23 protein-coding genes and 2 pseudogenes are annotated in these 22,900 nt (G+C 58.8%); 15 read left to right on the top strand and 10 right to left on the bottom strand.

Features of this window, described 5'->3' with window-relative positions:
• Positions 1-10 precede the first annotated feature (10 nt).
• Positions 11-802 (bottom strand): NAD(P)H-dependent oxidoreductase, encoded by a 792-nt coding sequence (locus F7R20_RS17825; protein WP_042956561.1) that lies wholly within the window; start codon positions 800-802, stop codon positions 11-13.
• Positions 803-886: 84 nt separating this feature from the next.
• On the opposite strand from F7R20_RS17825, the gene F7R20_RS17820 reads away from it, so the two are divergent.
• Positions 887-1,804 carry a LysR family transcriptional regulator gene (locus F7R20_RS17820; RefSeq protein ID WP_003203101.1) on the top strand — a complete coding sequence of 306 codons (918 nt, stop codon included), beginning with the start codon at positions 887-889 and terminating at the stop codon, positions 1,802-1,804.
• Between the two features lie 85 nt (positions 1,805-1,889).
• A complete protein-coding gene (locus F7R20_RS17815) occupies positions 1,890-2,144 on the top strand; it encodes a hypothetical protein (RefSeq protein ID WP_033028127.1) in 255 nt (84 codons plus the stop codon).
• A 168-nt stretch (positions 2,145-2,312) separates the two neighbouring features.
• Here the strand turns inward: F7R20_RS17815 and F7R20_RS17810 are convergent, their stop codons facing one another.
• The 3 genes and pseudogenes from F7R20_RS17810 to F7R20_RS17800 all read right to left on the bottom strand — a co-directional run.
• Positions 2,313-3,089 carry an SDR family oxidoreductase gene (locus F7R20_RS17810; protein ID WP_003203103.1) on the bottom strand — a complete coding sequence of 259 codons (777 nt, stop codon included), beginning with the start codon at positions 3,087-3,089 and terminating at the stop codon, positions 2,313-2,315.
• The gene (locus F7R20_RS17805; RefSeq protein ID WP_003203105.1) at positions 3,083-3,415 is read right to left on the bottom strand and encodes a nuclear transport factor 2 family protein; all 333 of its coding nucleotides are present in this window, start codon (positions 3,413-3,415) and stop codon (positions 3,083-3,085) included. Before F7R20_RS17805 ends, F7R20_RS17810 begins: the two co-directional genes overlap by 7 nt.
• 92 nt (positions 3,416-3,507) lie before the next feature.
• Positions 3,508-3,771 (bottom strand): annotated as a pseudogene (locus F7R20_RS17800) (response regulator transcription factor); the annotation flags it as partial.
• Between the two features lie 190 nt (positions 3,772-3,961).
• Here F7R20_RS17800 and F7R20_RS17795 point away from each other — a divergent pair.
• Positions 3,962-4,879, top strand: a complete 918-nt coding sequence (locus F7R20_RS17795) for a LysR family transcriptional regulator (protein ID WP_003203108.1) — start codon at positions 3,962-3,964, stop codon at positions 4,877-4,879.
• A gap of 23 nt (positions 4,880-4,902) precedes the next feature.
• Here F7R20_RS17795 and F7R20_RS17790 read toward each other — a convergent pair whose 3' ends face one another.
• Positions 4,903-6,342: an HD domain-containing phosphohydrolase gene (locus F7R20_RS17790; RefSeq protein WP_033028128.1), complete on the bottom strand. Its 1,440-nt coding sequence runs from the start codon at positions 6,340-6,342 to the stop codon at positions 4,903-4,905.
• Between the two features lie 88 nt (positions 6,343-6,430).
• Between F7R20_RS17790 and F7R20_RS17785 the strand changes: the two genes are divergently transcribed.
• Both F7R20_RS17785 and F7R20_RS17780 read left to right on the top strand, forming a co-directional pair.
• A complete protein-coding gene (locus F7R20_RS17785; protein WP_003203112.1) occupies positions 6,431-7,204 on the top strand; it encodes an alpha/beta fold hydrolase in 774 nt (257 codons plus the stop codon).
• A 64-nt stretch (positions 7,205-7,268) separates the two neighbouring features.
• Positions 7,269-8,852 (top strand): GMC family oxidoreductase, encoded by a 1,584-nt coding sequence (locus F7R20_RS17780; protein ID WP_013693647.1) that lies wholly within the window; start codon positions 7,269-7,271, stop codon positions 8,850-8,852.
• A gap of 88 nt (positions 8,853-8,940) precedes the next feature.
• Here F7R20_RS17780 and F7R20_RS17775 read toward each other — a convergent pair whose 3' ends face one another.
• The 3 genes from F7R20_RS17775 to bdcA all read right to left on the bottom strand — a co-directional run bounded on the left by F7R20_RS17775 (position 8,941) and on the right by bdcA (position 11,206).
• Positions 8,941-9,366 (bottom strand): GNAT family N-acetyltransferase, encoded by a 426-nt coding sequence (locus tag F7R20_RS17775; RefSeq protein WP_003203116.1) that lies wholly within the window; start codon positions 9,364-9,366, stop codon positions 8,941-8,943.
• Between the two features lie 349 nt (positions 9,367-9,715).
• On the bottom strand, positions 9,716-10,375 hold the full coding sequence (locus tag F7R20_RS17770) for an NADPH-dependent F420 reductase (RefSeq protein WP_003203118.1): 660 nt from the start codon (positions 10,373-10,375) through the stop codon (positions 9,716-9,718).
• A 117-nt stretch (positions 10,376-10,492) separates the two neighbouring features.
• On the bottom strand, positions 10,493-11,206 hold the full coding sequence (gene bdcA / locus F7R20_RS17765) for an SDR family oxidoreductase (RefSeq protein WP_003203120.1): 714 nt from the start codon (positions 11,204-11,206) through the stop codon (positions 10,493-10,495).
• 73 nt (positions 11,207-11,279) lie between these two features.
• Here bdcA and F7R20_RS17760 point away from each other — a divergent pair, with 73 nt between their 5' ends.
• The 8 genes and pseudogenes from F7R20_RS17760 to F7R20_RS17720 all read left to right on the top strand — a co-directional run bounded on the left by F7R20_RS17760 (position 11,280) and on the right by F7R20_RS17720 (position 19,041).
• Complete coding sequence (locus tag F7R20_RS17760) at positions 11,280-11,867, top strand: TetR/AcrR family transcriptional regulator (protein ID WP_003203122.1); 588 nt, start codon at positions 11,280-11,282, stop codon at positions 11,865-11,867.
• A 206-nt stretch (positions 11,868-12,073) separates the two neighbouring features.
• Entirely contained in the window at positions 12,074-12,835 is a 762-nt protein-coding gene (locus F7R20_RS17755; protein ID WP_003203124.1) for an SDR family NAD(P)-dependent oxidoreductase, read from the top strand.
• A gap of 123 nt (positions 12,836-12,958) precedes the next feature.
• Positions 12,959-13,158 (top strand): annotated as a pseudogene (locus F7R20_RS17750) (transposase); the annotation flags it as partial.
• 144 nt (positions 13,159-13,302) lie between these two features.
• A complete protein-coding gene (locus tag F7R20_RS17745; RefSeq protein WP_003203128.1) occupies positions 13,303-14,202 on the top strand; it encodes a LysR family transcriptional regulator in 900 nt (299 codons plus the stop codon).
• A 178-nt stretch (positions 14,203-14,380) separates the two neighbouring features.
• Complete coding sequence (locus F7R20_RS17740; RefSeq protein WP_003203130.1) at positions 14,381-14,716, top strand: DUF485 domain-containing protein; 336 nt, start codon at positions 14,381-14,383, stop codon at positions 14,714-14,716.
• Positions 14,694-16,610, top strand: a complete 1,917-nt coding sequence (locus tag F7R20_RS17735; RefSeq protein ID WP_033028129.1) for a solute symporter family protein — start codon at positions 14,694-14,696, stop codon at positions 16,608-16,610. The genes F7R20_RS17740 and F7R20_RS17735 overlap by 23 nt, the downstream gene beginning before the upstream one ends.
• Positions 16,611-16,628: 18 nt before the next feature.
• On the top strand, positions 16,629-17,654 hold the full coding sequence (locus F7R20_RS17730; RefSeq protein ID WP_003203135.1) for a carbon-nitrogen hydrolase family protein: 1,026 nt from the start codon (positions 16,629-16,631) through the stop codon (positions 17,652-17,654).
• A gap of 691 nt (positions 17,655-18,345) precedes the next feature.
• Positions 18,346-19,041, top strand: coding sequence for an HAD family hydrolase (locus F7R20_RS17720; RefSeq protein WP_003203137.1), 696 nt, complete (start codon positions 18,346-18,348; stop codon positions 19,039-19,041).
• Between the two features lie 14 nt (positions 19,042-19,055).
• Here F7R20_RS17720 and F7R20_RS17715 read toward each other — a convergent pair whose 3' ends face one another.
• Complete coding sequence (locus F7R20_RS17715) at positions 19,056-19,949, bottom strand: LysR family transcriptional regulator (protein ID WP_003203140.1); 894 nt, start codon at positions 19,947-19,949, stop codon at positions 19,056-19,058.
• 94 nt (positions 19,950-20,043) lie between these two features.
• Between F7R20_RS17715 and F7R20_RS17710 the strand changes: the two genes are divergently transcribed.
• Complete coding sequence (locus F7R20_RS17710; protein ID WP_003203142.1) at positions 20,044-21,210, top strand: MFS transporter; 1,167 nt, start codon at positions 20,044-20,046, stop codon at positions 21,208-21,210.
• A gap of 64 nt (positions 21,211-21,274) precedes the next feature.
• Here the strand turns inward: F7R20_RS17710 and F7R20_RS17705 are convergent, their stop codons facing one another.
• The gene (locus F7R20_RS17705; RefSeq protein ID WP_003203143.1) at positions 21,275-22,129 is read right to left on the bottom strand and encodes a LysR substrate-binding domain-containing protein; all 855 of its coding nucleotides are present in this window, start codon (positions 22,127-22,129) and stop codon (positions 21,275-21,277) included.
• A gap of 106 nt (positions 22,130-22,235) precedes the next feature.
• On the opposite strand from F7R20_RS17705, the gene F7R20_RS17700 reads away from it, so the two are divergent.
• Positions 22,236-22,880, top strand: a complete 645-nt coding sequence (locus F7R20_RS17700; protein WP_003203145.1) for an FMN-dependent NADH-azoreductase — start codon at positions 22,236-22,238, stop codon at positions 22,878-22,880.
• Positions 22,881-22,900: the final 20 nt, after the last annotated feature.

Raw genomic sequence — 22,900 nt, 5'->3', positions numbered from 1 at the left:
CTCTATTACCTTAAACACTCTCACCATCACTGATATGAATACCAAGATCACAACGACCCGACGCAAGATGCGATTTAAGCGTCAACGCCGGAATTTCGTAATCGCCGTGATTCTGGCGACGAAATGGCAAGGGTTGATCACTGAAGAGCGTATTCAAGCGAGCGGCATAAGCCGTGCAAATGGATTGGAACCGGGTGGCGTCCATTTTGCTGGTCTTATAAATTGGGAAGGCCGGCATGACCGTGAAGCCAGGATAGAAAAGCACCCCATGCTGGATGGGAAATAGCAGGTCATCCAACGCGCCGTTCACCCCTCGGCCACTGTAGTGGGATTCCCAACCGCCCATTGTGACCACCAACATGGCGCGCTTGCCTGCCATGCTGCCTTCGCCGTAGCGATCGCCCCAGTGGTTTTCGCTATGTTCGCCGACCCCATAGGCAAACCCGTAAGCGTAGACGCGTTCGATCCAGCCCTTGAGAATCGCGGGCATCGAGAACCACCACAGCGGAAATTGAAAGATGACGGCATCGGCCCAGCGCAATTTGGCCTGCTCTGCCTGGATGTCCGCCGGTTGGCTGTCAGCGGCAAATACACGCTGGGATTCAAGCGCTGGGTTGAAAGGCGTTTCTGCGTCATAACCTGGGGCGTCGTCCGGATCGAGAGACGCTTTCCACCGCATGTCGTAGAGATCTGAGACTTCGACCTCGTGGCCTGCTGTTTCCAGGTGAGTGATTGCAAAATCCTTGAGCGCGCCATTGAGCGAACGAGGTTCGGGGTGGGCGTAGATCAGTAGTATTTTCATGAGGGCTCCGCGTTGAATGTGTCCCTCAGCGTAAGCATGCATCCGCTATGATAGAAATGAATTCCCGAAACACATGGTATTTGCATGCACAATAGCTTGCGCCGCCTGGATCTTAATTTGCTGGTCACATTGGATGCCTTGCTGGCCGAGCAAAATGTGACGCGGGCCGCGCGCTTGCTCAATCTCGCGCAACCGACCGTCAGCCTGCAACTGGGCAGGCTGAGAGATCTTCTTGATGATCCGCTTTTACTGCCTGGCCCCCGAGGGATGTCGCCCACCGAGCGTGCTCGCGAATTGCAGGGGCCCCTGCGTGACGCGTTGGCCGCGCTGGAAAGCGCACTGAGTCCTGTTGCCGCTTTTGAACCCGGACGGTCCCATCAAACGTGGAAGATCGCTGCCAGTGATTATGCGACGACTGCCTTGATCTGGCCGTCGCTCTCGCGGCTCAGGCGCCTGGCGCCGTATACGCGGTTGGCGCTTGTGAATAAACCGACTGTCGACTTTGCCAAGGATCTGGAAAACGGCCTTATCGATCTGGCGCTGCATACCCGCGATGAAGCGCCGCCCAAGTTGCGTCAGCGCTCCTTGATTCACGAACGCTATGTGCTGGCGGCGCGGCGCGGCCATCCCGCGCTGGCAACCAGGCTGTCGCTCAAAGCGTTCTGCGCGCTTGAACATGCCGTCATGTCACCTGATGGCGCCGGCTTCGTTGGCAGTACCGACCACGCGCTGGCAGCTGAAGGTCTGGAGCGGCGAGTGGTATTGTCCGTGTCCAATTTCAACTCGCTGGTCTCGGCATTGGTGCACAGCGATTTGGTTGCGGTGGTGCCGGAACGGCTGGTGAAACATGAGCCAGCGCTTCACGTCCAGGCACCTCCGCTCGCCATTCCCGGGTTTGAAATGCTGATGTTATGGCCCGAGCGACTGCATCGCGATCCTGCCCATATGTGGCTGCGCGACCTTATCGCTTCGACGTTGGAAACAACCGGCGCGCAGAAATAAATGGACCGGACCATGAAACGATGACGACGCCCCCCTGCCCCCGTGTCCCGTTAATAATGTCCAATTCACTCCAAGGAAGAAGCTAATGTCCTCCGATCCCCTATGCCTGGTTTTCGTACCCGCCCTTGCAGCTGTACTCACAGCAGCCGAGTCCAAAAAAGGCACCCCACTCACCGAACTCGAAGTCTGCAACATCCGAGACCAAGCCACCTGCATTGCAGTCACCTTTGCCACCGCGCTGGCGATGGAACAAGAGCGGGGCTATGCGGATATCGTTGCCGAGGATTGCTGGAATGAGTGGCAACGGTTACGTCGCTCGATTCAACAAAGCCCACGTTGAGGGGCTGACACCTCCGCCCCCCCAGGGCTCAAGAATTTGAGAAAATTACAGCACGTTTAGCGTTATGCAGGTGGTCAGCTCCATCCGAAGTAACGGGTTGCTTTCGGCCAGAAGCGGCCAAACGATGACCGCTGGGGCTGTATTTTGCGCCTTCCTGCAAACAGATGGCTAAACCGTTGGTACTGTTCCGCCGTCGATCACAAACTCACTTCCCGTGATAGATGCCGCTCGCGGCGAAACCAGGAAACCGATCAGGTCAGCCACTTCGGAAGGTGTCGATGGACGGCCGAGCGGGATACCCCCAAGTGCTTTCATGATGATCTCTTTACCACCTTGATAGTCAGTACCTGCCTCCTGCGCGAGTCGCTCGGCTAATGCGACCGACGCTTCGGTTTCAACCCAGCCCGGCGAAACCCGAACCACGCGGATGCCTCTGGGCGAAACCTCTTTCGATAAACTTTTGCTGTACGTCGAAAGCGCGGCCTTGGCCGCCGCGTAAGCTGTTGTCGCTTGCGGCAGTGGCAGCCGACTCTGGATGGAGGTGACGTGGATGACGACCCCTTCCTTGCGCTCCAGCATACCCGGGAGCAAGGCGCGGTCGAGGCGCACCGCCGGCAACAGGTTCAGGCTGAGCTCTCGTTGCCACTGTTCCTCGTCCAGTGCAGCAAAACCACCGCCGGGTGCCGACGAACCACCCAGGACATGGATCATTATGTCCACGCCACCCAGCCGCTGTTGGATCGCGGCGATCAGCACGTCACAACCTTCCCGGGTCGAAAGATCAGCCGCAATCAGAATAGCGCCCGGCATTTCAACGTCCACCTGCCTGGCCGAGGTAATGACCTTCGCGCCCTCGGCCAGTAACAACTCGACGACAGCCTTGCCGATGCCTTTGGTGCCACCGGTGACGAGGACCCGCTTGCCAGTCAAACCTAGATTCAGCATGGCGTGATCTCCAGGGAACGGATTCGACCGCCCTCCAGCGTGAAGACGTGACTCAATTGAACCGGGCTACCGGGGAAATTCCCAACAAGGTGCGCAATGACAGTCAGCCTGCCCTGCCCCTGCAGGGCATGCAGTGGTTGGACCTGATAGATAAAGGCTCTACGTGCCTCCTGTTGCCAGGCTTCGATGGCAGTTGTTCCTTCGTATGTTTTTCTCTCATCCGAAACCGTGGCGTCCGAGCGGAAGCAGCTCGCAAGTTGCGCTGCATCGCCACCATTGGTGACCGCAAAGTACGCCTGCACGACGTCGGGAAGCTGAAGGGTCATGTTTTCGCTCTCCAGAATCTGGTTGTATGAAGCGATCTTGTGCACTTTTGTACGCGAACCTGATGCAATGCGGCATCCATCCGGGCCGGGCATCAGGAGATCAACCCCAGTTTCGCTGCCTTGAAGGTGGCGGCCGCTCGAGTCGAGCATTCCAACTTTCGGAAGATGCTTTCCACGTGCGTGCGAACGGTGCTAGGACTTATTTCCAGCAACCTCGCCACTTGCTTGTTGTTGGCGCCAACGCTGATCTCCCTGAGGATGCGACACTCTCGCCCAGTGAGTAATAGCCCACCAAGCTGCTGGATCTGGTGCTCGCCGTGTGCGGCCAGCCTCAGCAATGCATCACATGCTTGAGGTGGCGAGCATTCAGCAGTAACCCAATCGCTTCCACTGCCGATGTCAAAGTACGTCTCAACAACGCTGACACGCTGAAGGCTCATTTGCTGATCTCCTGGATAGATTTCCTGGAGCGATCTTGCTGCCTGACGGATAGTTTGTTCAACTGGGACAAACCCTTATGACCAATCCCGAAATTCAGGACAATCCATGTCACAAGATCGTTTAGGCCTCAGTGATCTGGACGCTGTCATAGCGGTCGCACGCAGGGGTTCGTTTCGGCAAGCCGCTATCGATCTCGACGTCTCCGCCACCGCATTGAGCAACACCATTGCCCAACTGGAAGCCCGCCTCGAATCGCGGCTGTTCAATCGCACTACCCGTAGCGTGGCCATCACCGAAGCGGGCAGGATATTTCTGGAGCAGGTGGGGCCAGCCTTGCAGGATTTGCGTGCTGCACTCGATGCAGTGCGATCGCATAACGCCGGCCCCTCGGGCACGCTGCGTATCAATGCGTTCGCCAGCGCTGCCCGATCGGCGCTCCTGCCACTGGTGATGGAGTTCCTGCAGCATCATCCGAAAGTACACATCGACCTCGTAACCGAAGGCCGTCTGGTGGATATCGTTGCTGACGGCTTCGATTTCGGCGTGCGTTCAGCAAGCCTCGTTCCGAACGACATGATTGTGATCCCTCTCGGCCAGCCGCAACGGTACGCTGTGGTCGGCTCGCCGGCGTACTTCGAAAAACACGGCAAACCGCGAACGCCATCCGAGCTGCTCCAGCATCGATGCATCCGCGTTCGACTACCGAATGGGGCGATTTTCCCGTGGCATTTCGAGCGGGACGCAGAAGTGACTCGTCTCGATGTGAGCGGGCCGCTTACGCTGGATGAATCCAGCGTGGTCAAAGTGGCAGTGCAGGAAGGCATGGGGCTCGGCTTTTTCATGGAGCAGGACGTTCACGAGGAAATCCGCGCCGGACAGTTCGTGCGGACTCTCGAAGACTGGACACCGCCCAGAGACAAGCTGTGCCTGTACTACCCGAACCGCCGCAACCCCTGCGCGGCAGCCAAGGCATTCATCGACCTGGCACGCGCCAGTCAAGCCGATCAGGACGGGCTCGCATGATTCAGGCTTGACCCGGACCTGGCTCAGGCAATCAATCCCAGTGTCAGTCCCTTCAAGGTAGCGGCTGCCCGGGTCGAGCATTCCAGTTTGCGAAAGATGCTTTCCATGTGCGTGCGAACCGTGCTCGGACTGATGTCCAGCAGCCGCGCCACCTGCTTGTTGCTGGCGCCACGGCTGATCTCCAGCAGGATGCGGCACTCGCGAGTCGTGAGTACCGAAGCCTTCGGTTGACGCATCCGACGCTCGCCACCTGCGGCGGCAATTACTGCTTCGCAAACATCGTTGTCGAACAAGCCACTGCCAGCATCCTGTTTGAGTAGCCTGGCTGCATCCGCTTCGCCGTGGGCCGATCGCCATGGCCTGGCTTCCCTTAGCGCGACCCAGGCTACCGATGTGGCGAACAGGCGATGCTCGGCACACAGCGCATCACCCGCCACGCCTCGAAAATAGCCACTGCCGTTGAGCCGTTCATAGGCATGGGTTGCAATCTCTGCGGGCACGGCCAGTTCAGTGATAGGTCTAAGCGCCTGTTGCGTCCAGTAAGGGACAAGGCGCACCCGCTCCGCAGCGCCGTATGGCAACCTCCCTGCGGTATTCCAAAGGTGGTTCGAAACGGCTGCCCGGCCGAGACCGTAGATGAGCGCGGACTTGCCAATTTCTGTCAAAGTGGGCTCACGCAGCCCCCACAGGCGCGCCGCTTCCACGGCGACATGCGCTACCTGCCGCGAATGCCCTGCCAACCACGGGAGCTTCAAGTCGATGATGTCTCCCACCAACGTCAGTGAGACGCAACGCTGCTCATGCGCGTGGTCAACCGTTTTCGAAAGCGTTTCCAAATCCGCCAGCCAGTCCTTTGCGTTCCCCAGAAGCAACGATACTAGCGACGCGGGATAGCGCCGATCCGACTGCTCTCTGATCCAGCGCAGCGCCGCGTCGAGGCCGTGTGCACGACTGAGAATATCCAGATCACCTGCAAGTACTACTTGATAGGCGACCTCCGGAATGTGCTCATGGGTCAGGCCCAGCGGCCGGCCAGTGCCGTCGTAGGTTTCGAACACGCGACACAAGCCCGCCTCGACGGCGGCACCGAGCTGGAGGGTTTTGGCGATTGCTCCAGACACCTCACAGTGCACGACGGCAAGCGGGGTTGCCTGATGCACCGCGTTCATTTGCTCATTGCCCAGCGTCAAATCGAGCATCGCGCGGCGGCCATCGACGTCGTCGCCCAGCAGATCCGCAAAGCCTTCGGCATTGGCGGTGCAACCGGACCAGCGCAGCAAGGCAACCTGTTCCGCTACCCTCAGGTGCTCACCGTCGCCGTGCTGGGCCTGCGCCAGCATCCGCGCCAGTGCGGCAACACGCCGGGAATGACCGAGTGGTTGTCCCATGCTGAGGTCACCGACCTGGGCGATCGTCGCCAGTGCCCCGCCCAGGGAGATATCCAGTTGCAACACTCTATCCATGAAAAATGTCCCGGGGTCGGATAATTGACCGATGCCCACAACGCAGGCTAGTCAGCAGAATTTGAACTCCCGAACAGGAGCTCATCCAATGAAAACATTCAAATCGAAAATCGCTACCGTCGCCTTTGCCCTAGCCGGTACCTTCATCGCAAGCGCCAGTCACGCGCAGGATACAACGCCCTCCGTGGTGATCGTACACGGCGCGTTCGCCGACGGCTCCGATTGGGCCAAAGTGGTGCCACTGCTCCAAGCCCAAGGGGTGGCCGTTACGGTTGTGCAAAACCCGCTCACCTCGCTTGCCGACGATGTTGCCGCTACGCGCCGCGCGTTGAGCAACCAGCAGGGCAAGGTGATTCTAGTCGGGCACTCTTGGGGCGGCACTGTGATTACCGAGGCCGGTAGCGACCCGAAGGTCAGCGCGCTGGTGTATGTCGCCGCCTTCGCGCCAGAGGCCGGGCAAACCAGCGGCGAACAAGGTAAAGGTGCGCCCACGCCCCCTGGCATCAGTCAGATCAAGGCAGACGGCAACGGTTTCCTCTATTTGACGCCGGAAGGCATGGCCAAGGACTTCGCCCAGGATCTCCCGGCAGCGCAGACCGCCGTCATGACCGCCACGCAAGGTCCCATCAAGGCATCTGCCTTCGAAGATAAAACGACCGTGTCGTCCTGGAAGGCCAAACCGTCCTGGTATCTGCTTGCCACAGAAGACCGGATGATCCACCCCGACGTCCAGCGCTCTGCCGCCAAGCGTATCGGTGCCACCCTTGCAGAGGTGCACACCAGCCATGTTCCCCAGCAGTCACAGCCCGCCGAGGTCGCCGCAGTGATTCTTAAGGCAGTGCACAGCGTTGGCGAACAATGATCGTAGGGAAATGACGCCACTGATAACCGCAAATTCAATCGCTGCATCGATACGGAGCGTCCGCATGAATCATCTGCATGATCAACACTATGATTTCATTGTGTGCGGTGCAGGTACGGCGGGCTGCGTGGTCGCAGCCCGTCTTGCCGATCAGAAAAGCGCACGCGTCTTGCTGATTGAAGCTGGCGAGGGGTACTCGGGCCCCGAGGTTGCCGAACCGGCACAATGGCCGATGAACCTCGGTTCAAAGCGCGACTGGGCATTCGAGGGGCAACCCAACCCACACCTCAACGGTCGACGACTATCCCTGAGCATGGGTAAGGGACTCGGCGGTGGCTCCAGCATCAATGTGATGGTCTGGTCGCGCGGGCACCGCTCCGATTGGGACCATTTCGCTGCCGAGTCCGGCGACCCGGCCTGGGGCTACGATTCGGTACTCAATTACTACCGCCGGATCGAGAACTGGCAAGGCAGCCCTGATACCACTCGGCGTGGTTCAGGTGGCCCCGTGCATGTCGAACAGCCGGCCATGCCTCAACCCCTCGCGTGGGCAACGCTGGAGGCGGCAAGCCGGCTGGGTATCCCCAGATTCGACAGCCCCAATGGCGAGATGATGGAAGGCCCGGGCGGGATCGCTATTACCGACCTGCGCATCAACCAGGGCAAGCGCGAATCCGTTTACGACTCCTATATCCGGCCACGGTTGCACTATCCGAACTTGACGGTTCTGACAGGGGCATTGGTGACCCGCGTATTGCTTATCGGTACACGGGTTATCGGTGTCGAAGCGGTGATCGCAGGCGAACGGCAGTGCTTCTATGCCGCAGCCGAGGTCATCCTGTCCTTGGGCGCGGTGCAGACACCCAAGGTGCTCATGCAATCGGGAATCGGCCCGGAAGAGGAACTGCGAAACCACGGCATCGCACCGACCAATCACCTTCCCGGCGTGGGCCAGAATCTTCAGGACCATCTCGCCTTTGGCTGTACGTGGGAGTACCTGCAACCCCAGGCAGTCGGTAGCGGCGGGTGCGAAACCACCTTGTACTGGAAAAGCGACAGTCGCCTGGAGGTCCCGGACCTGTTGCAGTGTCAGCTGGCGTTTGCGGTACCCTCTCCGCCTGAGGTCGCGATTGAGCCGCCACAACATGGCTGGACAATGTTCGCTGGACTGGCCAGGCCTGCCAGTCGAGGACGCTTGCGCCTGTCGGGTGCCGGGCCACTGGATGCCCCACTCATTGAGCCGAACTCGCTGAGCGCGCCCGAGGATATGACAGCGGCGTATGCGTCGATCGACCTGTGCAGGGCCCTCGGTAACAGCGAAGCCTTCAACGGGCTGGTCAAACGCGAAGTTGTGCCCGGGCCGAAAGAACATCGCGCTATGGAGCAGTTCATCCGCAACTCTGCCGTGACTTACTGGCACCAATCCTGCACCGCGAAAATGGGTCGAGATACGATGTCGGTGGTCGACCATCAACTGCGTGTGTATGGCATCGATAAACTGCGCATCGCTGATGCCTCGATCATGCCGCGAATTACCGTTGGCAACACGATGGCGCCGTGCGTCGTCATCGCCGAACGAGCAGCAGATCTTGTCCTCGCTGCGCATGGTGTGACGGCTGCGGCCATAGCGCTGACCGGTAATTCATAAGAATACTGATACAACCCATGCTCGCTGGCAGAAACTGGCCGATTGCTGCCCGCTACGAAGCACAGTCGGCCCAAGATCCAAAACGCGGTCAGCACAACGACTTCTGGTAATAGAGCCGGGTATGCCCCGGTGGATAGTCTGCCAGGCGCCCGAATTCGGAGTAACCCAGTTTTCGATAAAACCCGGGAGCCTGAAAGCTGAAGGTCTCCAGCCAGATACCAATGCAATGTTTTTTCTGCGCAACTTCTTCAGCCATACGCATTAGCCGTTCTCCGATACCCTGACCACGCACCGACTCGGGAACGCTGATAAGATCGATGAGCAGCCATCGATAAGAGACCTTGCCGTACAGCCCGCCAATCACTTCATTGCTGTCAGCGTCTCGTAGCAATAGAGCAAAAACCTCATAGGCGTCGTCTCCACCGTTGGCCAAGTTATGGGCAAGCAATGGGGTCAAAATTCCTATTCGCTCTGCTTCAGTCGCATTTTCCGAAAGCTGGATTTCTACAGGCATGGCGCTCTCCCTGAGCAGTGAGTAACTGGGTCAACAAGGTATCCCATTCAGTGGATACAACAAGTCCAGGCAGTTGGGCAGCCCCACTTATCCAACAGAATCGGCCGAAAAGCCATTTGACCCTGAGGGATTCCCGAATTTTCTTACGCGCGACCTTATCGCTTCGACGTTGGAAACAACCGGCGCGCAGAAATAAATGGACCGGACAATAAAACGATGACGACTGGCCCCCTGCCCCCGGCGCAAAAGCGCTTTTCAAGCCTCTTCAAGCGCTCTCGAAACCAGCCCATCTGGAACATCGCTGCTAATTAGCCACCGCTTCGAACGCACCCAAGACCGCACCCGTAAATTAACCCCTCGCTGGCAGGCTCGGACGTTGGGCGCATAGTAGATTGGCTTTCAACTCTGCCCTGCTCTGCCGCTCCTGCTTCCAGGCCGGTTGACCTGGAGCGCTGCGCCAAGATTCGTTAAGCGGGCTATTATCGACAGTGTCGAATCCAAACTCATTATAGAGCCGGGTCACAAATTCGATTGCCTCTGGGAAGTCGCTGGAGGCCGCTAGAGCTAGCCGATCTGGTGACCCGGCCGGCTTGCCCCAAGTAGTGATTCGTGGGGCCTGAATATGCGTAAAGGCCTTGACTACTTTGGCTTTGGGAAGATGCTCCTGGCGAAGTTCGTGAATGGTTTTCTGGCCGGTGTCCACGAGGTCGAAAGCGCCGTCACGCCAAGCCATATAATTGTTGGTATCCAGCACGATCTTACCTGCAAGCTCCTCAACCGGTATGTCGTTGATCCTTTTCAGCGGGACGGCGACAACGATGACCTCGCCAGCCATCGCGGCACCTGCCGCAGTTTCCGCGCGCGCTAACGGGCCCAATTCGTTGATCAGATCTACTAGGGTGTCCGGACCGCGAGAATTGGCGATGACGATGTTATAGCCGCACGCAATGGCTGCTCGGGCAATCTGGCTGCCGACCTCGCCTGCCCCAATGATGCCGATGGTAGTCATGAAGAACTCACCTGATGTCTGCTATCAAAACTATCCGCAGGTTATGAACGCCTGACGCTAACGTGGTGCACGAGTCCGACGTGGGCCGGGCAGTGGAAAAACCTGCCCGGCTATGTGTCAAGCGCCGAAGGCACCGTCAATTGTATGCATTGCTCCGGTCACAAAACCCGCTTCCGGACCGGCCAACCAGGCCACCATTCCCGCGACCTCTTCAGAACGGCCATGGCGTTTGATCGCCATGAAGCTATGCATAAGGTCTTTCATCGGACCGTTCGCTGGATTGGCTTCGGTATCAATCGGCCCCGGCTGGACGATATTGATCGTAATTCCACGCGGGCCGAAATCACGGGACAGCCCTCGCGCCATACCTTGCAGTGCGGACTTACTCAAGGCGTAGGACGCCATGCCGGGAATGGGCATGCGGTCGCCGTTCACCGAACCGATCACGATAATCCGACCGCCTGCGGGCATCTGTCGCGCCGCTTCCACCGAGGCATGGTAGGGCGCTTGCACATTGATGCGGAACAGACGATCAATCGCGTCCGGGTCCTGCTCTAGCGCGTCGCCGAAGATGGCGATGCCAGAATTGACGATCAGTATGTCCAGCGGACCGCTGTCGCGGACACGAGTAATGACTGCATCACGGTCGGCGCTGTCCGTTGAGTAGGCACTGGCGCCGGTTTCGGTAGCCAGAGAATGTGCCGCTTCCGGCGAACCCGAGTAAGTAAAAGCAACCTTGGCACCATCGGCAGCAAAGCGCCTGACAATCGCCGCGCCAATTCCACGGCTGCCGCCAAGTACCAACACCGACTTATTCTTGAAATCCGACATGAACGTACCCTCCTGATTAATGTAGCGCATGATACAATTATCCAGAACCTCCCTGTCAAAGGATTTTGTAATAGTGACTACAAATAAGTCAGTGCGTGGGCGTCCTCGGCGGTTCGATCCGGATCAGGCAGTAGCCACCGCCCAGCGCTTGTTCCATGCCAAAGGCTACGACGACGTAAGCGTTGCAGATCTCACGACAGCATTCGGTATCAATCCGCCCAGCTTTTATGCGGCATTTGGCAGCAAGGCCCAGTTGTACAAGAGGGTCCTTGATCGGTATGCCCAGACTGGGGCCGTCCCGTTATTACAGATACTCGGGGCAAACCGGCCGCTCGCTGTCTCGCTTGCGCAGGTGTTGGAGCAGGCCGCGCGCGCCTACGCTGCCGATCCTTCAGCCACTGGCTGTATGGTTCTGGAGGGCACTCGAAGCAACGACGTGGAGGCGCGTGAGGCCGCTTGCGCCTTCCATGTCGCTGCGCAAGAGGTGATTAGAAACGCCATTGCCGAGCGTTACCCACTTGAGGCCGACCGGCTAGCGGATTTCGTCAGCACCACGATGGCTGGCCTTTCGGCCAGCGCGCGTCACGGACAAAGCTTGGACCGTCTGCTGGCCACCGCACAGCTTGCCGGCGTGGCGCTCGCCCAGGCTCTTCCGGGCTGAGGTATCAATAAGGGGACGGAACTGTTTTCAAGCAAATAAATCCGTTCCCTTTTCCGGACGGCTCAATAACAAGCGAGCTTTGCGCCACAGAATAAGCGCCAACCTGATTTGAAAATGGATAACTGCCTATCGTGACCGCCTGACGCCGACGTTGCCTGCTTGGTGCTACGGTGATGGCTTTCTAGCAACCCATTCGAGATATCCATATGAAACCCGATCCGACGATCGATAACGTATTACGCGTCGCGTTGGTTACAGGATCCACTTCCGGTATCGGCGCAGCCATTGCGCGTGTACTAAGCCGGGCAGGCTATGCGGTGGTGCTCCATTCGCGAAATTCTGCTGATACGGGACGCGCTATGGTTGCCGAAATGAAGCAGGCTATTTACGTGCAAGCCGATCTTGCTTTCGAAGCTGACAGGGTCAGGCTTATTAACGAGGCGATCGCTGCGTGGGGGCAGCTCGACGTACTGGTCAATAATGCCGGTATTAGCAGAGTCATTCCGCACAGCGACCTTGCCGCGGCCAACTCGACGGTGTGGCACGAACTTAACGAGGTTAATGTCGTGGCGCCGTTCCACCTGGTCGCATTGGCCGAGTCGGCATTGCGCGATGCCGCCCGTTACCGTCGAGCCGGTTGCGTCGTAAACATCAGTTCCCATGCCGGCATCCGTCCTAAGGGCGCATCGATTCCCTATGCGGTAAGCAAAGCTGCGCTTAATCACATGACCCGCTTGCTCGCGGTATCGCTGGGGCCAGAAATTCGCGTAAACGCTGTGGCGCCTGGCTTGGTCGACACGCCTCTGACCGCAGAATGGACAGATGCCCAAGAGTTGTGGCGAACTCGCGCACCCATGCGCAGGGCCGCTAGCCCAGACGACATCGCAAAAGCTGTTGTCATGCTGGTCGAGTCGGACTACTTGACCGGCGAGATACTCCTCTCAGACGGCGGGTTGAATCTGACCTAGGCGAGCGTGCTCCGGTGTAGCAGGTGAGAAGACGGGTCACTCTGTTTCGCCGGCTCACCCAAAGGACGGGCAGCATAGCTTCTCAGGACGGACTAGGGTTTGTCTGAAAGTCGCTTTGACTAAAAGCCTCGACCAGGCCTGCCGCGTTTGTGTGACGGGTCTCAGTACAAAAAAGCAACGTTATTGAGCGGTTGTTCAGCTGGCTCAAGGAAAAACGTCGGCTCTGTACGCGTTACGACAAACTTGCCAGCAGCTTTAAAGCCATGGTCACACTGGCCTGCATCGAGAGATGTTTGCGGGCTGACTTTTCATACAAGCCCTAGGTCGCCTGCACTCATTTGTGCCATATTCATTTCCGAAAACTGCAGAGTAATCTTTCAAATCGGCAGCGCCGTACGTGTGCGGATGGCTAAGGCTGGCTACGTTACCGCTTAGAATGAGCCCTTCCATCAGCCAACGAGCACGCCATGAAGCCGGACAATCTGAGTTGGGATGATCTGCGGATCTTCATGCACGTCGCCAGGTGCCAGAACCTCTCCCGAGCGGGAAAACAGCTGAAGATCGACCAGTCGACGGTAAGCCGCCGGATCAACCAGCTGGAATACGCCCTTGGCTTTAGCGTATTCGAGCGCAGCAGTTCCGGCTTGCAGTTGAATGACCAAGGCGCTCGCTTGCTGGCGCAGGTGGAAGTGATGGGCAACGGTTTTTCCGGGCTGCTTGAGCAGTTGTCCTCGGGCACCAACACGGTTTCCGGCAGGGTCCGGGTCGGTACCATGGAAGGCCTGGCCTCGCTCTACCTGACCCAGCAGGTGCCAAAGCTGCAATTGCTGCACCCCAACGTCACCCTGGAGTTGGTCACTTCGACCCACCAATTGCAGGTGACCCGGCGCGAGGCAGATATCTTCCTGGGCTTCTTCGAACCCTCGGGCCAGGGCTTTCACACCGAACGAGTCGGGCAGTTCGAATTGAACCTGTACGGTAGCGACGACTACTTGCTATCTCACGGCACCCCTTCGCTGCAGACATTGGAGAACCACTTGTTCGTCGGCTACATCGAAGAGTTGGTGCAGATCGAGGCGGTCAAATGGCTCGATGAACTGATTTCAACGCCTAAACTGGTATTCCATTCCAACAGCATGCTCGCGCAGATGTTTGCCGCCAGCGCCGGCGCAGGGCTGGTAATGCTGCCCTCCTTTGCCCATGCCGAACGCTTTGGTCTGCGGAAAATCCCGCTGAATGGGCCCAAGGTCACCCGCGATCTATGGCTGAGCGTCCATCAGGACCTGCGTTATGTGCCGCGAATCAAAACCATGCTGGAGCACCTGTCGCGGCTGTTTCGTAACGACGAGTTATTCACCATCAACTAATACCACGCGACATTCAAAGTTGATAATTGCGCACTTTTGCACCATATCGCAGCACTTCTTCATTTCAAGCACCGTTTCGGCGATGCAGCTTTGCAATAGGCGTTGTTGCATTACGGCTTGGCAGTCTGGGCCCGTACTTTAAACTGAGTTCGCCACCTACCCGACCGAGGCGCACTCAATGAAACAAGACTCCATCTGGAGTGCCATTTTCGAGCACCCAAACTTTGCAATACTGGTTAAACGACGGCGCCGGCTGGTCTCCACGCTGATGCTGATCAGCATGGTGGTGTACTTCGCCATTCCATTGTTCTCTGCATACTTCCCCGAATTTCTTTCTTATAAGATTTATGGCGCCATCAATGTTGGCCTGGTGTATCTGGTCGGGCAATATTTCTTCGGTGCTGCGATTGCCATTTTTTATGCCTGCCGCTTGAAGAACATCGACGCGATGTCCGTCGCCCTGGTTTCCGAAGCTTCCGTGAGCGTCAATCATGACCCAAACCAACCGCACTAACCGCTTGGCCACCCTGCGCGGCTCGACAGCATTCAAAGCCTGCATGGGGCTGGCCGCCTTGCTCACGGCCAGCCAGGGCAACGCCGCCACGCTGGTCTCCGAAGCCAACCGGCCACTGACCTTCGGCGTGTTTGCCGCGCTGTTCCTGATCACCCTTGGGATTACCTTCTGGGCCGCGCGCAAGAACAGTTCGGTGAAGGATTTCTATACCGCGGGCGGTGCATTGTCCGGCCGGATCAACGGCCTCGCCATTGCCGGTGATTACCTGTCAGCAGCCGCATTTCTAGGGGTCTCCGGCCTTATCGCCATCTATGGGTTGGACGGTATAACCTACGTCATCGGCTTCTTTGTATCTTTCATACCGGTGCTACTACTGATCGCCGAGCCTTGCCGCAACTTGGGTAAATATACCTTGGGCGATGTGTTGGCGTTTCGTAATAACTTCCGCGCCTCGAAGTTCGCAGTAGCGATTTCCAGTGTATTGGTCGCGCTCTTTTATATGGTGCCGCAGATCGTTGGCGGCGCCGTGATCATCGCTGCACTTATCGGTATCCCATTCGAAATATCGGTGGTGTCGGTGGGCGTGCTGATGCTGGTCTACGTGCTGTTTGGCGGCATGCGTGCCACCACCTCGGTGCAGATCCTCAAAGCCACCTTGCTGATTGCCTTCTGCTTCCTGTTGGTGGTACTGAGCTGGGCCCCTTATGGCTTCAACATCAGTGCCTTTTTCAGCGACCTGGTAGGCAGCTCGGCCGTGCAGAAACACGTGCTCGGCACCTTGCTCAACGGCGTGTCCCAACTCTCGGCGGAACAAGCCGGGCAACGCTTCATGGAGCCTGGGCTGTACCTGAAGAATCCGCTGGAACAGATCTCCCTGAGCCTGGCGCTGGTGCTCGGCACGGCGGCCATGCCCCATATCCTGATGCGCTTCTTTACCGTGCGCGACGCACAAAGTGCCCGTACTTCGGCGCTGACCGCCATGCTGCTGATCGGCCTGTGCCATCTGTTCATCATCGTCATCGGTTTCTCCGCCGCGCTCCACCTGGGGCCCTTCGCGATTACCACCATGGACAAGGGCGGCAACCTCGCCGCCCCGATGCTGGCCCAGTTCCTGGGCGGTGGCGCCGATAGCCTGCTCGGCAACCTGATGCTCGCGTTCGTCGCGGCCGTGTCCTTCGCAACCATAGTCGCAGTGGTCGCCGGGCTGACGCTGGCAGCAGCCTCCACACTCGCCCATGACGTGTATGTAGGCGCCGTGCGCCAGGGCAAGGCCACCGAGGGCGAGCAGGCCACCGCAGCCCGCCTGGCGACATTGGCGATCGCCGTCATCGCCATCTGCGTGGGCATTTCGGCCAAGGGCCAGAACGTCGCGCAACTGGTCGGGCTGGGCTATTCGGTCGCCGCGTCGGCCAACCTTCCGGCACTGCTGCTGACCCTGTACTGGCGCCGCTGCAGCACCGCTGGCGTGATCGCGGGCTTGCTGGGCGGCACGGTGCTGTCCATCGGCCTGGTGCTGGTGTCGCCGAATATGAGCTACCCGCTGCAGCAAAAACAGGTGGCGCTGGCCGCAGCCGCTAAATCCCAAGCCAAAATCGAATTGATCGACAAGGGCGCATTGGTTGCCACCGCCACGGAGCGCGAGCAATTACTCAGCGATGTGACCAAGCAACAGGCAACCGCCAGCCTGATCCCGGACTCGGCCACCAGCCTCATCGGCCTGCGTGAGCCATGGGTGCAGCTGCGCAACCCGGGGTTGATCTCTATCCCGCTCGGCTTTGCCCTGGTCATTCTGTTTTCGCTGCTGTTCCCCAGCCAGCTGTCGCTGTCGCGCTGGGTGGAGTTTTCCGTGCGCCGCGAGACCGGCCTGGGCGTCGCACAAGCGGCTCAACACTAATTCGTCAAGGTTTCCATCATGTCCCTGCCTACTGTAAAAGTCGCCGCCGCCCACGCCGCGTCCGTGTATATGAACAAGGCCGCCTGCGTAGACAAGGCCTGTTCCTTCATTGCCGAAGCGGCCGCCAATGGCGCCGAACTGGTGGTGTTTCCGGAGTCCTTCATCCCAGGTTTTCCGGTCTGGGCGGCGCTGTGGGCGCCCATCTATAACCATGATTGGTTCAAGCTGATGGTCGAGAACAGCGTGATGATTGACGGCCCGGAGATCACCGCCATCCGCTCCGCCGCACGGCGCCATGGCATCCTCGTTTCCTTGGGGTTCAGTGAAGCGACGCCGGCCAGTGTCGGCTGCATCTGGAACTCGAACGTACTGATCAGCGAACAAGGCACCGTGCTCAACCACCATCGCAAACTGGTGCCTACCTTCTATGAAAAGATGGTGTGGGCACCCGGCGATGGTCACGGCCTGCGTGTGTCCGATACCCGCATCGGCAAAATAGGCACCCTGATCTGTGGCGAAAACACCAACCCCCTGGCCAAGTACAGCTTGGCGGCGCAAGGCGAGCAGATCCACATCTCCGCCTGGCCGGCGATCTGGCCGACGCGCAAACCCGGCGGCCAGAATTTCGACAACCTCGCGGCCAACAGAATTCGCGCAGGGGCGCAGTGCTTTGAAGCCAAGGTATTCGGCATCTTGAATGCAGGCTTCATGGATGACTCGATGCTCGACATGCTCTCGGCCAGCAGTGATGAGCAAGCCATCGAAGTGCTGCGCAACAGTCCACGTGCCGCTACGCAATTTCTCGACCCGGCGGGGGCCTCCATTGGCGACCTGTTGCAGAACGAGGAAGGCCTGGCGTACGCCACTTTCGATTTGAACGAATGCGTGGAGCCGAAGCAGTTTCATGACATCGCCGGTTATTACAATCGCTTCGACGTATTTGACTTGACGATAGACCGGCGCCGGATTACCCCTGCCACCTTCAACGACCCTGTGGACTCTAACTGCAACCGGGAATTACAGGCGTTGCCTGAGCTGGACTGATTGCTGGAAAACGCAATGAGCTTCTGCTGAAGGCCGGTGTGGCAGTTGTGGGGCAGACAGTATGCACTGCCTATTCGCCACTATCGAGAAAGGCAGTAGGAATGGCTTATCCTTCAGCCAGCTGAAACCGCAGGGTATGGGGATAGCCCTCCTGATTGGTGCCTCAAGGTATCCAGTATTCGAGCGTTAAAATCCATTGCCGGAGCAACATCGTGGCCCTGCGACTCACCTTGTTGGTTCATGCCCGTGCAGCATCTGCACGCTCGGGCAGCTTTTCTAGTGACGAGCCCCTCGAAATGGATGGGCCTATGGATGGATTCACTGGACGGTAGGGGGAGAGTCATCGCGATCACCCAGCGGACTGACCACCAAAATATACCTCGCCTGCGACACCCATGGCTTCCCGCTGGCCATAATGCTCTCACCCGGCGAGAACGTTATTGAGCGACTGTTCAGTTGGCCCAAAGAAAAACGTCGGATCTGTACGCGTTACGACAAACTGGCCAGCAGCTTTAAAGCCATGGCCACACTGGCCTGCATCGAGAGATGCTTGCGGACTGACTTTTCAGACAAACCCTAAGGGCCCTTATCGCATCCGGCAGATCGCGTTCTGCTGTTTCAAAAAGGTTCTTCAAGCGAAAGTCTGTCTGTAATCAAGTTAGCCAATGCATCGTGATCGCTGGGAGGGAACTTGGCACCGAAAGCTATTCTGTTCGATCTGGACAACACACTCACCCATCGCGCGCTCAGCATTGACCGCTACGCTGAGCGATTTCTGCATGAGTTCAAGATTGAAATCGCTGAGGCAGACAGCCGTCAGATCTCTCATCTGATCGCGCGCATCGACAACGGTGGATATCTACAACCGGGATCGGAATATTCTTCCATCCGCGAGGCGATTGGGTACACGCTAGCCCAGGAGCTGAAGTGGACTGGGCCAGTCGATCCCAAGCGATTAATTACACACTGGATGAATCACTTCCCGAGCGCTGCGGTTGAAATGCCAGGCGCTAGCGCGATGGTTCAAGCGCTTCATCGCAAGGGTATTGGCATGGGCGTCATCTCCAACGGCGCCGAGCATTCGCGACGGCAGACCTTGGAGGCACTACCTTTCGGCGAAACAATTGAAACGATGATTTGCTCCGAGGCGTGCGGCATTGCGAAACCGACGCCTGAGATATTCCATCTGGGAGCGCAGGCGTTGGGAGTTCGTCCTGAGCATTGCTGGTTTGTCGGTGATCACCCACAGAACGATTACCTGGGTGCTACAGCAGCCGGAATGCTTGCCGTCTGGTTGAGTGGATTCCATCCATGGCCAGCGAGCATAACGCCAGCGGAGCGTTCCATTAAAACATTGGAAGGACTCCTGGACATGCTTACAACCTAGCAACGGTCCACCGCTTACATCCGATGATGCTCCACCAAGAAATCCACAAACAACCGCACCCGCGCCGGCATTGCCGAGCCCCCTACGAACACCGCATGAATCGGTTCCCGGTCGCCGGGGTTCCAGGCTTCCAGCAGCGGTATCAGGTCGCCGCGCTGCAGGTCCTCGCTCACGGTGAACTCGCCGATACGCGCAATGCCGGCACCTACTCGCGCAAGTTGTGCCAGCGCTTCACCACTGCTGCATTCGATGTTGCCGCTGACCTTCAGGGAGAACTCTCGTCCGTCGCGGATGAACGGCCAGTTGGGTTCGGCACGTCGGAAGTTGAAGCGTAGGCAGTTGTGCCGGAGCAGGTCTTCCGGTTCCTCGGGGGTGCCGTGGCGCCGCAGATAGTCGGGCGATGCCACCACTACCTGGCCGGTGTCGCCGATCCTGCGCGCGGTCAGCGGGCTGTCGGGCAGATGGCCAAAGCGTACCGCTACGTCGGCCTGGCCGCCGAGAATGTCGACCACTTCGTCGCCGAGAGTGAGGTCGACGACGATGTTCGGGTAACGGGCGCTGAAGGCGGCCACCAAGGGAACGATGGCCAGCCGCCCATGGCCAAGGGCGGCGCTGACGCGCAAGCGACCCCTGGGTACGCCCTGGTCGGCGATGGCTTCTTCGACTTCGGCCATGTCGGCCAGGATACGCCGGGCGCCGCGCAGGAACGCCTCGCCCTCGGCGGTGAAGGTGATCGCTCGGGTGGTGCGCAGCAACAGGCGGGTGCCAAGGCGTTGTTCGGTACGCGCGATGATCCGACTGACCGCCGAGGGTGTCAGCCCCAGTGCACGCGCGGCGGCTGAAAGGCTGCCTTCTTGCGCCACGGTGGCGAACACGCTCATTTCACCGGACCTGCCGTTAAAGTCCATTTGTGCCTCTTACGCAAAGGTGATTGCCAAAAATGCTATCTACCGCCTGAAAAAGTTGGATCGTAGCATTGGCGGCATAGATAAGGAGCCTTCCATGCGTATCAATCCACCACTTGTCGCACTCGCCATTGGTGCCTTCGGCATCGGCGTTACCGAGTTCGCCCCCATGGGCATGTTGCCGGGCATCGCTGCGGATCTCGGCGTCTCCATTCCCGCTGCGGGTCTGTTGGTCAGCGCTTACGCCCTGGGCGTTCTGCTCGGCGCGCCGCTGATGACCCTGACCACCGGCAGGATTCCCCGGCGCTATCTGCTGATCGGACTCATGGCGATTTTCACCTTGGGTAATCTGATGTCAGCCTTGGCGACCGATTACTACAGCCTCATGGTCGCCAGGGTGGTGACCTCACTGAACCACGGTGCGTTCTTTGGCGTTGGTTCCATCGTAGCCGCCAGTGTGGTCGCCCCAGAGAAGCGTGCCGGGGCGGTCGCGGCCATGTTCATGGGTCTGACCCTGGCGACCATCGGCGGCGTGCCGCTGGCCGCCTGGTTTGGCGAACTGTTCGGCTGGCGCACCGCTTTCTGGGGTATTACCGGCCTAGGCGTGGCGACCATGGCCGCGTTGTGGTTCGCCCTGCCCAACCTGCCGGCGCCGCAAGGCGTCGGTGTACTGGCCGAAATTCGGGTACTGGGCCGCGGACCGGTGCTGGGAGCGTTGGCCCTGACCGTCGTCGGCTCGGGTGCCATGTTTACCGTCTTCACCTACATCGCGCCGATCCTCAGCAGCGAGACCCATGCGTCCACCGCCTACATCACGGCCATGCTGGTGCTGTTCGGTGTGGGGTTGACGCTGGGCAACATGTGGGGCGGCAAGGCCGCCGACCGCTCGATAGACCGCACCCTGATCGTTTCGCTGAGCGTGCTGATTCTTGTCTTGCTGGCGTTCACCGTACTGATGCGTTGGCCGCTGCCGGCCGCCGTGGCCATCCTGATATGGGGTATCGCCAGCTTCGCCCTGGTGCCGCCGCTGCAGATGCGCGTCATGGAAGCAGCCAAGGACGCGCCCAACCTGGCCTCGGCGGTGAACATCGGCGCCTTCAACCTCGGTAACGCGATTGGTGCGGCGCTGGGGGGGGCGGTGATCAATGCGGGGCTGGGTTATCCGGCGATTTCCCTGGCCGGAGCGGCAATGGCGGGGCTGGGGCTGTTGATGGTGTTGGCTTTTGCCTGGCGTTCCAGAGCGATTGCGGCTGCGGTGGTGTGAGGATGATGTGAGGGGGGCTGTTAGTCGCCATTGAGGCGCTCAAGCAGCCCCTTTGAAATGACAATCAAGCCCTGCGCTTGGCGCAATACTCCAGCATGAGCTGAGTGACCGCTGCCACAATCGTCTGATCCGCATCAGGCGAGGTGAACAGCCGACATTGCGCATCCGGCAAATCCGGCAACCCATGTTCTACCCCAATGACCGCCAATCCTTGCCCCAACTGACTCAGTGGCATGGGCGCTACCGCGAAGCCTGCCAAGGCCGACGCCCGTAACCCGGCCGTGCTGCTGCACAACATCACTGTGCGTTGGGCGATCCCCGCCTGCGCCAGCCTTGTCAGCGCGGCCTCGCGATAAGGGCACGGCTCGGGGAACAGGGCCAGCGGCAACGGCGTGGGTAACCGGGCGACGGGTTGCGCCGACCAGGCCCACACCAGCGGTTCTTGCCATAGCAACAGCCCCGCTTCGCTGGTTTCGCACAGCGAACCGATGACCACCTCCAGATGCCCTTGCTTCATCAGCGCCAGTAACGTCCCCGGAATGTTCACCTGCACCTCGATCTCCATTCCGGGGTACTGCGCGGCGAAATCCTGAACAGTGCGCAGTAATCGAGCCTCGACAAAATCTTCGGACACTCCGATCCGCAACCGTCCATGAAACGGCGTGCGTGTCAGGTCTGTCCAGGCATCACGGTTCAACGCAAGGATCGTGCGCGCATAAGAGACCAGGCGCTCGCCATCGGCCGTCAGTTGCTGGGAACGGGTGGTGCGCGTCAACAGGGGTTTACCAATCTGTTCTTCCAATCGCCGCACGTGGCCACTGACCGCAGACTGCGTCAGGTGCAGCTTCTGGGCGGCGCGGCTGAAGCCGTCTTCATCGACGACCGTGACCAATGTCTTGAGCAGCAGAGCATCGAACATAGTTTTATACGTGATCAATTGAGCTTTAATTTACGATTTATATTTCAATTACAACTATGTTGCAATGCTCCCACCTGCCCTGCCTTCCTCTCATTCAAGGTGTGTCATGACGACTCTTCTCCATATTCAGTGTTCTCCACGCAAGCACCGCTCGGCTTCCCTTGAAGTCGCGCGCAGCTTCATTGCGCGTTATCAAGCAAACACCCCGGACACCGAAATCATCACCCTCGACCTCTGGAACATGGCCCTGCCGGAATTCGATGATCTGGCCATGGAGGCTAAATACGCCGGGCTCAATGGCACGCCGTTGACCACCGCACAACAAGAGGCCTGGAACACGTTAGAAGCGTTGGCAAGTCACCTGCACCGTGCGGATGTTCTCGTGATGTCCGTACCGCTGTGGAATTTCAGCATCCCGTACAAACTCAAGCACTTCATCGACCTGGTATCGCAGAAAGACATCCTGTTCAGCGTTGACCCGCAACGCGGTCTGGAAGGCATGCTGCACAATAAACTCGCCGTGGTGATGTACGCCCGCGGCCTGGATTTTTCGGCGCAGTCGAGCACTCCGGCGGAGCGCTTCGACTTCCAGAAACCCTACGTGGAAGCCTGGCTGAAATTTATCGGCATCACGGATGTGCATTCGGTGATTGTGGAGAAAACCATCCTGGGAGAAGACGTCGATCGGCACGCGCGTGAGGCCGCGACTCAGCAGGCCAGGAACCTGGCAGACAGCTTTATCAGCACCTGATGATCGATGAGAAGAAGGCA

The sequence above is a fragment of the Pseudomonas brassicacearum subsp. brassicacearum genome (genome assembly GCF_008801605.1).
Lineage (GTDB): Bacteria > Pseudomonadota > Gammaproteobacteria > Pseudomonadales > Pseudomonadaceae > Aquipseudomonas > Aquipseudomonas brassicacearum.
The sequence above is the reverse complement of the archived record's forward strand: the minus strand, read 5'-3'. Positions and strand labels throughout refer to the sequence as shown.

Excerpts from the sequence above, each read along its gene's own strand:
- F7R20_RS17770 (WP_003203118.1), bottom strand. The coding sequence starts at position 10,375 with ATGACTACCATCGGCATCATTGGGGCAGGCGAGGTCGGCAGCCAGATT.
- F7R20_RS17700 (WP_003203145.1), top strand. The coding sequence starts at position 22,236 with ATGACGACTCTTCTCCATATTCAGTGTTCTCCACGCAAGCACCGCTCG.
- F7R20_RS17825 (WP_042956561.1), bottom strand. The coding sequence starts at position 802 with ATGAAAATACTACTGATCTACGCCCACCCCGAACCTCGTTCGCTCAAT.
- F7R20_RS17795 (WP_003203108.1), top strand. The coding sequence starts at position 3,962 with ATGTCACAAGATCGTTTAGGCCTCAGTGATCTGGACGCTGTCATAGCG.
- F7R20_RS17775 (WP_003203116.1), bottom strand. The coding sequence starts at position 9,366 with ATGCCTGTAGAAATCCAGCTTTCGGAAAATGCGACTGAAGCAGAGCGA.
- F7R20_RS17740 (WP_003203130.1), top strand. The coding sequence starts at position 14,381 with ATGAAACAAGACTCCATCTGGAGTGCCATTTTCGAGCACCCAAACTTT.
- F7R20_RS17730 (WP_003203135.1), top strand. The coding sequence starts at position 16,629 with ATGTCCCTGCCTACTGTAAAAGTCGCCGCCGCCCACGCCGCGTCCGTG.
- F7R20_RS17810 (WP_003203103.1), bottom strand. The coding sequence starts at position 3,089 with ATGCTGAATCTAGGTTTGACTGGCAAGCGGGTCCTCGTCACCGGTGGC.
- F7R20_RS17755 (WP_003203124.1), top strand. The coding sequence starts at position 12,074 with ATGAAACCCGATCCGACGATCGATAACGTATTACGCGTCGCGTTGGTT.
- F7R20_RS17745 (WP_003203128.1), top strand. The coding sequence starts at position 13,303 with ATGAAGCCGGACAATCTGAGTTGGGATGATCTGCGGATCTTCATGCAC.
- F7R20_RS17715 (WP_003203140.1), bottom strand. The coding sequence starts at position 19,949 with ATGGACTTTAACGGCAGGTCCGGTGAAATGAGCGTGTTCGCCACCGTG.
- F7R20_RS17805 (WP_003203105.1), bottom strand. The coding sequence starts at position 3,415 with ATGACCCTTCAGCTTCCCGACGTCGTGCAGGCGTACTTTGCGGTCACC.
- F7R20_RS17815 (WP_033028127.1), top strand. The coding sequence starts at position 1,890 with ATGTCCTCCGATCCCCTATGCCTGGTTTTCGTACCCGCCCTTGCAGCT.
- F7R20_RS17820 (WP_003203101.1), top strand. The coding sequence starts at position 887 with ATGCACAATAGCTTGCGCCGCCTGGATCTTAATTTGCTGGTCACATTG.
- F7R20_RS17710 (WP_003203142.1), top strand. The coding sequence starts at position 20,044 with ATGCGTATCAATCCACCACTTGTCGCACTCGCCATTGGTGCCTTCGGC.
- F7R20_RS17705 (WP_003203143.1), bottom strand. The coding sequence starts at position 22,129 with ATGTTCGATGCTCTGCTGCTCAAGACATTGGTCACGGTCGTCGATGAA.
- bdcA (WP_003203120.1), bottom strand. The coding sequence starts at position 11,206 with ATGTCGGATTTCAAGAATAAGTCGGTGTTGGTACTTGGCGGCAGCCGT.
- F7R20_RS17735 (WP_033028129.1), top strand. The coding sequence starts at position 14,694 with ATGACCCAAACCAACCGCACTAACCGCTTGGCCACCCTGCGCGGCTCG.
- F7R20_RS17790 (WP_033028128.1), bottom strand. The coding sequence starts at position 6,342 with ATGGATAGAGTGTTGCAACTGGATATCTCCCTGGGCGGGGCACTGGCG.
- F7R20_RS17785 (WP_003203112.1), top strand. The coding sequence starts at position 6,431 with ATGAAAACATTCAAATCGAAAATCGCTACCGTCGCCTTTGCCCTAGCC.
- F7R20_RS17780 (WP_013693647.1), top strand. The coding sequence starts at position 7,269 with ATGAATCATCTGCATGATCAACACTATGATTTCATTGTGTGCGGTGCA.